The sequence below is a fragment of the Nocardia wallacei genome (assembly GCF_029868745.1).
Classification (GTDB): Bacteria; Actinomycetota; Actinomycetes; order Mycobacteriales; family Mycobacteriaceae; genus Nocardia; species Nocardia wallacei_B.
In genome coordinates, this window is sequence record NZ_JARWOP010000219.1 from 1 (window position 1) to 3,521 (window position 3,521).

At 71.3% G+C, this 3,521-nt stretch carries 3 protein-coding genes; all 3 read right to left on the bottom strand.

The features are described from left to right. Positions 1 to 191: 191 nt before the first annotated feature. Complete coding sequence (locus tag QH470_RS18475; RefSeq protein ID WP_280273632.1) at positions 192 to 998, bottom strand: SAM-dependent methyltransferase; 807 nt, start codon at positions 996 to 998, stop codon at positions 192 to 194. Between the two features lie 125 nt (positions 999 to 1,123). Next, the gene (locus QH470_RS18480; RefSeq protein WP_280273633.1) at positions 1,124 to 2,425 is read right to left on the bottom strand and encodes an APC family permease; all 1,302 of its coding nucleotides are present in this window, start codon (positions 2,423 to 2,425) and stop codon (positions 1,124 to 1,126) included. 67 nt (positions 2,426 to 2,492) lie between these two features. Continuing rightward, a partial coding sequence (locus QH470_RS18485; protein WP_425302700.1) for a HEAT repeat domain-containing protein occupies positions 2,493 to 3,521 on the bottom strand: 1,029 nt, incomplete at its 5' end.

The following is a 3,521-nucleotide window of genomic DNA, read 5'->3' on the forward strand; positions in this document are numbered from 1 at the left end:
CTAGAACTGCCAGAAGGGTTTTCACGGACCTCGTCCTCGAGTCGGATGAACTCGCACAGCGTAGCTATCGTCAAGGGGCCTTCCCAGCGAGTGTTGCGGGGTCTGTCACCACACCTGAGACAGCCCTCACCCACACTGTGAGTTTTCCCAAATCAGGCCTGGTCGGGCCTGTTAAATCGCCGGGGAGGCGGTTACGCCTTGATGCCTACGGCGCCGACGTAGTTCGCGCGCCGCGCCACCGCCTCGTCGATCGGGTCCAGCGGTCGCCAGGCGCCTACCGGGACGATGCCCGGCTCGAGCACGGTGTAGCCGTCCAGCAACGCGGCGACATCCTCGACGGTGCCGAAGCCCGCGCCGGGAGTGTTGGTGCGCCGCATGACCGACAGCACCTGTTCCTGCTGTTCGAGGGTCAGGGTCAGCCCGACGGCGTGCGAAAGGCCCAGGGCGCTACCGCCACTGCAGGAATCGCGGTACGCGGCGGTCAGCTCGACGGGGCTGACATCCTCGAGCAGGTCGAGCACGGCCATGGCGAGCACCGCGACGGGTCGGCGGAAGTCGAGCAGGCCCGCGACGCCCGGCGCGGCCAGGACGCTGTCGATATCGCGCAGGTCGGCCCAGGTCATCGAGACCTGCGGTTGATCGGCGAGCATCTTGTTGGCGTATTCCACGGCCACCGGCTCGCGTTCGACATAGGCGATCCGGGCGGCGGGGTTGTGCCGCAACGCGATCTCGTGCGGGCTGCCGACCGTGGGCGCGCCGGAGCCGAGATCGAGGAACTGGTCGAAACCCAGCTCGCACAGGGCGGTGACGGCCCGGCCGACGAACAACCGGTTGGCCCGCGCCCACTCCCGGCTGCCGGGCATTCCCTCCGGGATCGCGTCCGCGGCCTGCCGGTCGGTCTCGAAGTTCGCGCCGCCGCCGAGGACGTAGTCGTACATCCGCGCGATGCTGGGCGTGTTCATGTCGATGGTGTCATCCAAATGGAACCGCGGGTCCATACCGCCGCCTTCCCTCGAACAGTCCTGTCGGCCAAGCACACTCACCCCGCGCGTGGTCCCGTAGCCACGCTACCGGTGACATGCCCGTCCGGCTACCGTCCCGCTCGAATGCCTTCGGCGGCAGATCAGCGGCGCCGGGAATCGCCCCGCGCGGCCCGCACCGCGTTCACGAGAGCGAGCAGGACGCCCAGGCCGACCAGGATCAGCCCGCGCGCCCAGACCGCGGCGTCGATCCGCGTGAACAGGTACAGGCAGGAGGCGAGTCCCAGCCACGGGACGACGGTAGGGACGCGGAAATGATCGGTATCGACCGGGTGCCGCCGCTGTGACAGCACAGAGCAGTTCACCGCCGCGAACACGACGAGCAGCAGTAACACGAGAGTCTCGGCCAGCGCGGCGACTTCGCCGGTGAGCGCGAGGACGAGCGAGACGCCCGACGTCGCGACCACCGCCACCCACGGTGTGCGGCGGCGGGGCAGCAGGCGGGTCAGGACCGCCGGCAACAGCGCGTCGCGGGCCATGCCATAGGCGAGCCGCGAGGCCATGATGCCGGTCAGCAGCGCCCCGTTGGCCACCGCGACCAGCGCGATCACGCTGAACAGCCGTTCGGGCACGCCACCGGCGCGCCGCACCACCTCGAGCAGGGGACCGCTGGACCGCGCGAGTTCGTCCGTGGGCACGGCGGCGCTGGCGACCACTCCCACCAGCACGTACACCGCGCCCGCGGTGAGCAGCGCGCCGAACAGAGCGGTGGGATAGGAGCGCCGGGGATCGCGAACCTCCTCGGCGAGATTCACCGAGGTCTCGAAACCGACGAAAGAGTAGAAGGCGAGCACGGTTCCGGCCAGCACCGCCGGGACGGCGCCGCGCTCGGCGGTCCCGACCTCGGTGAGCCTGCCCGGATCGGCGTCACCCCGCACGAGCAGCCACGCCCCCAGCCCGATGATGAGCAGCAGCCCGCCGAGTTCGATCAGGCTCGCCGCGACGTTGGCGCGCAGCGACTCCTTGATACCGCGGATATTGAGCAGCGCCAGCGCGACCAGGAACACCACGATCACCGCGGCCGTCGGCGCCGACACGAGCGCCTGCAGATACTCCCCCGCGAACGCCCGCGCCAGCGCGCCCACCGACACCACCCCGGCCGCGAGCATGCAGAACCCGACCAGCGATCCCGCCGCGGGCCCGAACGCCAGGGTCGCGTAGTGCGCCGAACCACCCGCCCGCGGATATTTCGTCGCGAGTTCGGCATACGACCCCGCGGTGAGTGTCGCGAGCCCCAGCGCGATCGCCAGCGGCAGCCATACCGCGCCTCCCGACGCCGCTGCCACCGATCCGATCAGCACGTACACGCCCGCCCCGAGCACATCGCCCAGGATGAAGAAATACAGCAGACGCGTGCTCACGGCCCGCCGCAGAGAAGTAGGCATAACCGCCACATACCCGTCCGGCCCGCGCCGAACCCGGCGGTCTACAGAACACGGCGGCCGCGGAATCTCAGGACTGTTCCGGCATGCTCACGATGGCCCTGGCGATCAGGGATACGGCGCGGTCGGCGTCGTGGGTCAGTTGCCGGAGGGTGTCCCCCGCGATGGTTCCGGGCATCTCGGCGAGGGCCTGCGTGAGGCGGATCCGGGCGGCCGAGTCGGCGGTCTCCGCGGTGAGCTCGGCGGTCAATGCGGACATGATGCGTTGTGCCCATACGGGTTCCGCCGCCAGCATGCCCAGCAATTCGGCCGCCTCGACGTCGTTGGGACCCGCGACGATCGTGGCGACGAGTGCCGGTACGGCCCGGGTGTCGCCGCGTGCGCCGAGCGCGAGGGCGGCGTGGCGGCGAATCGTCGCGTCGTCGTCCGCGAGGGCGTCGGTGAGCGCCGCGGTGGCTCGGTCGCCGGAGAGTTCGGCGAGCGCCAGGATCGCGCGCCGCCGGACGTCGGCGTCCGGGGAACTCATCCCGGCGGCCACGGTCGCCACACCGTCGTCGCCGGTCCGCGCGAGGGCCCAGCGCAGCGCCCCGGCCACATTCGCGTCCGATTCGGCGAGGATCGCTTCGGCCAGCAGTTCGGCGGGTACCGCGGCGTCCTCGGCCGGCGCCAGCACGGTCTGCTGCCGCCGCGCGGCATCGCGGGACCCCAGGCCGTGCAGCAGCGCGACGAGGCGCAGGACGTCCTGCCAGTCGGCGGGCTCGGCCGCATCGACCGCACGGAGCCGGTCGAGCAGTTCGCGTTCCCGGTCCAGTCGCTCCTCGGACCGGCGGATAAGGTCGCCGACCAGCGTGGCGACGGTGAATCCGGGATCGTCGAGGGCGCTGCGGATCTGGTTCAGCGACAGTCCCAGCGACCGCAGCCCCTCCACGTGGAAGATCCGCCGGATGTCCTCGGGGGCGTACTCGCGATAGCCGCCCACCGTGCGGGCCGGGGGGCCCCCCCGGCCCCGCGAGGCGTTGGTGGGGGGGGGGGCCGCCGCCCCCCCCCCGGGCCAGCCCCCCCTGTAGTTGGGGGGGGGGCAGGCGGACGACCTCAACAA